Origin of the sequence: Leptolyngbya sp. Heron Island J, from assembly GCF_000482245.1 — a bacterium.
Lineage (GTDB): Bacteria > Cyanobacteriota > Cyanobacteriia > Phormidesmidales > Phormidesmidaceae > Leptothoe.
This window is the reverse complement of the sequence record NZ_AWNH01000105.1, coordinates 128,038-134,037: the sequence shown is the minus strand read 5'-3', so window position 1 is coordinate 134,037 and position 6,000 is coordinate 128,038. Positions and strand designations below refer to the sequence as shown.

The window sequence follows — 6,000 nt, the reverse complement described above, 5'->3', positions numbered from 1 at the left end:
TTGATGGAGGTCCAGTGTTGAAGAGGCGTCCTTGCTCCGATGTCTGATGAGACTCTATCTTTCACAATGGATACGGTTCCATTACCCCGATTTATCGTTAAAGACCCGCCAGAAGTCTGCCATCTTTCGATGTGGGGCAAAGCTTGAACCCCTATCTTCCGCATTACACGAGAGCCTTCGCGTTCTCTGGCATCCTTTACCCGCTGGATAGTTGTGCATTCCTTACGGTTTGCCTACTCTGACACTCCAGAGAATCCATCGGGCTTCTGTAGTTCCGAGTATGTGAGATGCATCCGGGTCGGGTTCCGTCTTTACTCCGGTGGGAGTGTGACCTATCGCTTAGCGGACAAGCGAGCCGCTAAGCCACCCACGTACCTTTTGGTCTCAGTGTTTCAGCCTGATTTCACTGACACGGTAAATGACGAAGCTTCGTCAACGGTTTACTGATGTTAACCCTTTCGGACTTCCCCTAGCCCTTTCCCAGTTTAGGCTGCCAGGTCAGGATACGTTCGTGGTCTGCATTCCACTGATGTCATTACTAACGTCAGCGTGACCGGAGTCGGTGACTCTGTTACGTGGGGACAGCAGGACAGGTGCTGCTGGGAGAGTATCTCCACTCTTAATTTGGCTGTTGCCTCCTTGCCACACTCGACTTATCTACATCGCACCGCTTCAATTACCCCTATATGTTCATCTGGCTTTAGCGATGTATATTGTGGGCAATCGATGTACCTGCAGCGTTCATTGGTCTGAAACAGGGGTAAAAATTAGTCCATTTTTAGTCCATTTATATTGAGTTAGAGCCTAAGTTTCTCTTGTGTCAAGACTTTTAGTTGACTGATTGGCTGCGATGTACGCAACTAGTCAATTAATTAAAAGCCTACATTTGATGCAAAAGCTAGAACTTTATTTCCAAATATGGGTATCAAAATTTGGAAGCCAGGCAAATGACTAACTTATGAATGGGCAGATCTTAAACGACCGCTATGAACTGCAAACACGCCTGAGCAAAAAAGGAGCTAGGCAGACCTATATAGCCAAGGACCTTACAACAAATCAGCAGGTAATCATCAAGGTATTGCTGTTTGGTACTGATTTTGAATGGCAAGACCATAAACTATTTGAGCGAGGTGCAGCCGCTCTAAAGACTCTTTCGTTTCCCGGCATACCCCAGTATCTCGACTACTTCGATATCGAAATCGACCAACACCAAGGGTTTGCTCAAGTGCAAACCTACATTCCTGCAAAATCACTGCAAGACCATTTGCAGGCAGGCCGCACCTTTAGCGAAAATGACATTCACCAGCTTGCCCTGCAGCTCTTAAAAATTCTGCAATACCTCCACCAGCGCCAGCCCGCTGTCATCCATCGAGATATTAAACCTAGCAACATTCTCTTGGAAGACAGAACTGGTAATCACGTAGGCCAGGCATATCTAGTAGACTTCGACTCGGTTAAAACTGGAGCTACCCGCTCCGACTATACCATGACCATTGTGGGCACCTATGGCTACATGCCACCAGAACAGTTCAGCGGTAATGCCAGCCCTGCTTCTGACCTGTACAGCTTGGGCGCAACGCTGATCTACACTGCGACCGGTAAACATCCTGCCGATTTGCCTCAAAAAAATATGCACATTGAGTTCGATGCCCACGTTAATCTTACTCAACATCTCGTAGCCTGGCTAAAGTGGATGACAAACCCAAATTTAGAGAGTCGTCTTGACTCTGCTGCCCGAGCCATGCAGACTCTAGAAAAATCAAACCAGGAGACAGTAACTCTTTCGCCCCAGTCTTCCTTGGATAGCTCCCAACTACCTGCTAGACCTACGAGCAGCCGCATCATGGTCAGTCAAACAAACCAAGTCATAGAAATTGTGATTCCATCTAGGGGAGTCCATCCTATCCTTGTGATCCTGTTTATCTTTATTGGAGCCCCCATGTCCGGAATATTAATGTTTGCGGTCATAGGAATTTTAACTTCAGGTCGTTTTCTTTCTGGATTGTTGTCTTTAATCCTTTTACTACCAGTAATATTAATAACCGTTGCTATCGTCACTTCAGTTGCCAGGTCACTCTTTCACCAAGTGCAGTTGCGTATTGATCAGCACAACATCACAGAAACCGATAAATTCATCGGCACTCGCCATCGCGTTGACTCCCGAGCTGATGTACAGCTTGTAAGTGATAAAAAAATTTCTTGTGTGCTGTTGAAGACACCAGCCGAAACGTTTGCCCTATCAGTAACTACCCCAGAAGAACTAGAATGGCTTGCCCAGCTCCTTAGTCAGTGGCTCCAGCTACCGATCCAGTACTGCGAATAACCAGAATTCCATGAACGCAATGCTCGCACCGGTCAAAGAGAAGGTTGGATAACAAGGATTAGGTACCCGTCGGGGCTTCTGTTTCCTACACAAAGACCTTGTAGAAGTATAGGTTTTGGCAACTTATCCATGCCACGTTAGCCAATCAGCTAAGAACTGATCGGCACCTTCACCAACCCTAAAAGCTGTTCTAATGCGACCCGACAAAAATAAACTGCCCACACAAAAATAGCCAGCAACTTAGCGCCATCTTCTAATAAATAGGCATCGTCTTGTAAGATGGCCCACCCCTGCGGTACCAGCACATCAAACCCCATTGATATTCCAAAAAAGACCAAGCTTAGACCCAGCACCCAGGGTTGTACCCTGATCAACAGTTTGCGAAAGCGCAACAGACTTACCACAACCGCCAGTCCATAAACCGTATAGGTTACTTTGTCTGGAACCAGATGTAACTCCTCGTCCAACACCTCATGAATCATCAGCAGGTCATCCAGCATCAGCCACAGGCTAATTGACCCAAACACGGCGAAAAATAAGCTAGACTCTCGTCTGCCTTGAACAACAAACAGCAACAAACTGCTAAACAAGCAAACAGCGGCAGTGCCGCACCACAGCAGTACACCCACATTCGACAAAAAACCAAAATAAAATGGCTTCTCCGCTAGCACCAGCGGATCACGTGTTAGATGACGAATTGGAATGGGCGTAAAGAACCGCACTACTAGCATAAAAGCCACTAACCCACTACATCCCAGTATCAGTATCCTGTGCTGATACTGGGACAGTACAGAGGTCGCCTGCTGAAAATGCTTGATATGACTGCTTGAAACTGGAATCAACGGTGTTTCCCCAAAATACTGAGAGATTTATTTAGGCTAGGAAGTTAATTTTTAATTTGCCTTTTATTAACCTATTCTTAACCTAAAGCCTTTCCAGCAAAAATCCGCATGATCTTTATTCAGATCACGCAATCTTAATAGTTTTATTTCTGCATACTACGTACTGACCTCAAACAGGGGTTTACATCGGCAAAATCGACTAAGTTTTTAGGGCACCTGAATCATCGCGCTCACAGGAAATAACGATGTCCCATAATCAAGAAGCCGTCACCACTGCGATCGCAGTTCTACTATCCACCACTCCAGAAACACGTTTGGGTCAGCTGTTAAAAGTATGTCTGGCTGCCAAAGTGGACGGCGATGTCCACAGCCAAGCCCAAGCACTTTTCCAAAATACTGATAACCTGGCCCACTGGGTGCAGTCCATCATCAGCAATGACGGGCACTATACCCCTGACGAATGGCAGGCCCTAGGTGAGATGGATCTTCTAGAAAATATTGAAAAGTTTGTTGAGGGATTATTGACTGAAGTGGAAGCGCTGTAGCCTTGAATGTATTGGCTGATAGTGCCTCCAATTGTGACTAAGATGTCACTAAGCTAATGTTGCGCTCAAGGGTGTTTTCTATGCCTCTCTTTTCATTTTCAGGCCAGCGTCCCGATAATCTCGGCGTTAAGCAAGGTAAGCTTTTGCCCTGTCCAAACACTCCTAATTGTGTGTGTAGCCAGGCTGATGCTAGCGACCAGGAACACTCTATTGAGCCGATTACAACGAATCAGGCACCTGGGGATGCGATCGCCACACTGAAAGCCATCATCGAAGGCATGGAACGCTCCCAAATCAACGAAGCCACCGACAATTACCTCTACGCTGAATTTGCCAGTAAGCTCATGGGCTTTGTCGACGACATGGAGTTTTATGTCGAGTCGGGAGTTATCCATGTCCGATCAGCCGCTCGATTAGGCAAGTCAGACCTGGGTGTTAACCGCAAACGCGTCGAAACCATTCGAGCAAAGTTCCAAGCCGATAGCTAACAAGCACGAGTCAGCTTCCGCCACTAACTCGTCCAGAAACAAATAGAAACTATCAATATCTGACCTTAACGAGCGATCTCGCTGGGGTAGCGCCGTATCCGCATTTTGGGATCTGATAAAATCCGGCTCCCTAGCTATATCTTGAAATCACACTTAATTGAGCAGAGGAAAACAAGATCTCAAAAAAAGATATCAATACTCAAATCAAGACTTATGTTAAGCATTTTAGTCTTAATTTGAGATAACTCCAGAGATACCGCCACAATTCAAAACAAAAAACTAACTAGTACCCGATGGCAGAAATATTGAAGCGGTGACTGCACTGACTGATCAATTGTTTAACCTAAGTTCTCAGTTATAAGATCATGATCAGAACAATGAAAGCAACATACGTTGGCCTGGTCTCTTTACTACTGGTACTGTGCAGCTGCACAGGTTCAGCCTCTGCCCAGGGAGGTGGTTTTAGCACTTTGATAGTAACTCCAGGCAGAACTGGGGAAATGGTGAATCTTGATGCTCAAAGTCTCCCCCTCTCTCTTCTATTTTTAGTGCTGGGGTTAATACCCTTTGCTTTTTTGCGAGAAATTTATAATTTAATTCGCTTCAATAATAAATCCTTCACAGACGATCCTGAACTGATTGAATTCACTAGAAATATCAATCAGGACTTTAAGAACGTTTATTCTGCTCGATATGCTAAGGCTAATGAACCTTGGGTTAACGTAGCCCCCTCTCAGGAGTTAGCCGCTACAGCTTATCAGGACGTTATTGATAAGGCTGAGCTAATCGATTTGACCTCTCAGATGTTTGCCCAATATCAGCGTGATTGGACTGAGAAAAAGTTTAATGCAATGGCTAACTATATTGACCGGCCACTGTATGACATGCAAACAAGATTCTTTAAGGATGTATTTGGCAAAAGCTTCGATATAGTCTATCGGCCAACGCTGCAAGCGGTAGTGCCTCTCAGCTGTAATCAGCAGGAAGATAGTCATCTCTTTAAGTTGCAAATTAATGCCGAGATAATCAACTTTGCCGTATCTTCTCAAGGCTATGTGCTAAGTGGAGAAGCCTATCCCAGAGCGTTTACTGAATATTGGACAATTCGAATAAACGTTGACCAGCAATGCTCTCTGGTGGATATTGAGCAATTTCATAACCTCCCAAAAGCAATCGACTATAGTGTTTTCCTATCCAGCGGTTACTAAAGCTCAAACAGCCTCAGCTAGACCCTCCATAAACCCGTTATGCATTTTTCCAGACTGCTACGAACGATCACTCTCGGACTTACTGGCCTGGGCGGGGGGCTTATAGTAATCGGCTTAGTCGCCTGGATACACTACTGGCTGTACGGCTCATTTAATCCAGGTAAAGTTTTGCCACTTGAGAATTGGTCGCTAACCTTGAGCATAGGTTCTTTTTTAATTCAATTAGCTGCCTCAATCGAGGCTGTGCTGATTGGCATCAGCACCCGGCTGCGATGGATAAAACTTAAACGCGGTAGATTTGCGATCGCTCTATTGAGTCTGATTTCACTTTCTTTCACAATTGGTGGAGTTAGACAGGCACTTTCAAGTCAATACATCAACCTGTTCGGGGTTTTGCTGTATCAGCTAATCATCACCTTACCGCTTTGGTTTGCTTGGTTTTTCCTGCGCTCTCACCGTACCGAACAGTCCACTCATCAACACTCTTGAGGCAAATTACTTCAGCTTTTTTCTCAACACCTTAGGTCTCTGTTCGAGATTTTGGATGCTCGATTCTGGACTTAAGTAGAGATTGTCTTTATTAATTTAAGACTT

The 6,000-nt window shown here is 45.3% G+C and carries 6 protein-coding genes; 5 read left to right on the top strand and 1 reads right to left on the bottom strand.

Annotated elements, in window-relative coordinates; translation table 11 throughout:
• Positions 1 to 958: 958 nt before the first annotated feature.
• Complete coding sequence (locus N836_RS67185; RefSeq protein ID WP_023076007.1) at positions 959 to 2,323, top strand: serine/threonine protein kinase; 1,365 nt, start codon at positions 959 to 961, stop codon at positions 2,321 to 2,323.
• Between the two features lie 149 nt (positions 2,324 to 2,472).
• Here the strand turns inward: N836_RS67185 and N836_RS67180 are convergent, their stop codons facing one another.
• Positions 2,473 to 3,165: a hypothetical protein gene (locus N836_RS67180; RefSeq protein ID WP_152532275.1), complete on the bottom strand. Its 693-nt coding sequence runs from the start codon at positions 3,163 to 3,165 to the stop codon at positions 2,473 to 2,475.
• Between the two features lie 245 nt (positions 3,166 to 3,410).
• Between N836_RS67180 and N836_RS67175 the strand changes: the two genes are divergently transcribed.
• From N836_RS67175 to N836_RS67160, 4 genes are all read left to right on the top strand, one after another.
• Positions 3,411 to 3,710, top strand: coding sequence for a hypothetical protein (locus tag N836_RS67175; RefSeq protein ID WP_023076005.1), 300 nt, complete (start codon positions 3,411 to 3,413; stop codon positions 3,708 to 3,710).
• Between the two features lie 80 nt (positions 3,711 to 3,790).
• Complete coding sequence (locus N836_RS67170) at positions 3,791 to 4,198, top strand: DUF1499 domain-containing protein (protein ID WP_023076004.1); 408 nt, start codon at positions 3,791 to 3,793, stop codon at positions 4,196 to 4,198.
• A 377-nt stretch (positions 4,199 to 4,575) separates the two neighbouring features.
• Positions 4,576 to 5,406, top strand: coding sequence for a hypothetical protein (locus N836_RS67165; protein ID WP_023076003.1), 831 nt, complete (start codon positions 4,576 to 4,578; stop codon positions 5,404 to 5,406).
• A 39-nt stretch (positions 5,407 to 5,445) separates the two neighbouring features.
• A complete protein-coding gene (locus N836_RS67160; protein WP_023076002.1) occupies positions 5,446 to 5,895 on the top strand; it encodes a hypothetical protein in 450 nt (149 codons plus the stop codon).
• Positions 5,896 to 6,000: the final 105 nt, after the last annotated feature.

Excerpts from the sequence above, each read along its gene's own strand:
- N836_RS67185 (WP_023076007.1), top strand. The coding sequence starts at position 959 with ATGAATGGGCAGATCTTAAACGACCGCTATGAACTGCAAACACGCCTG.
- N836_RS67175 (WP_023076005.1), top strand. The coding sequence starts at position 3,411 with ATGTCCCATAATCAAGAAGCCGTCACCACTGCGATCGCAGTTCTACTA.
- N836_RS67170 (WP_023076004.1), top strand. The coding sequence starts at position 3,791 with ATGCCTCTCTTTTCATTTTCAGGCCAGCGTCCCGATAATCTCGGCGTT.
- N836_RS67165 (WP_023076003.1), top strand. The coding sequence starts at position 4,576 with ATGAAAGCAACATACGTTGGCCTGGTCTCTTTACTACTGGTACTGTGC.
- N836_RS67160 (WP_023076002.1), top strand. The coding sequence starts at position 5,446 with ATGCATTTTTCCAGACTGCTACGAACGATCACTCTCGGACTTACTGGC.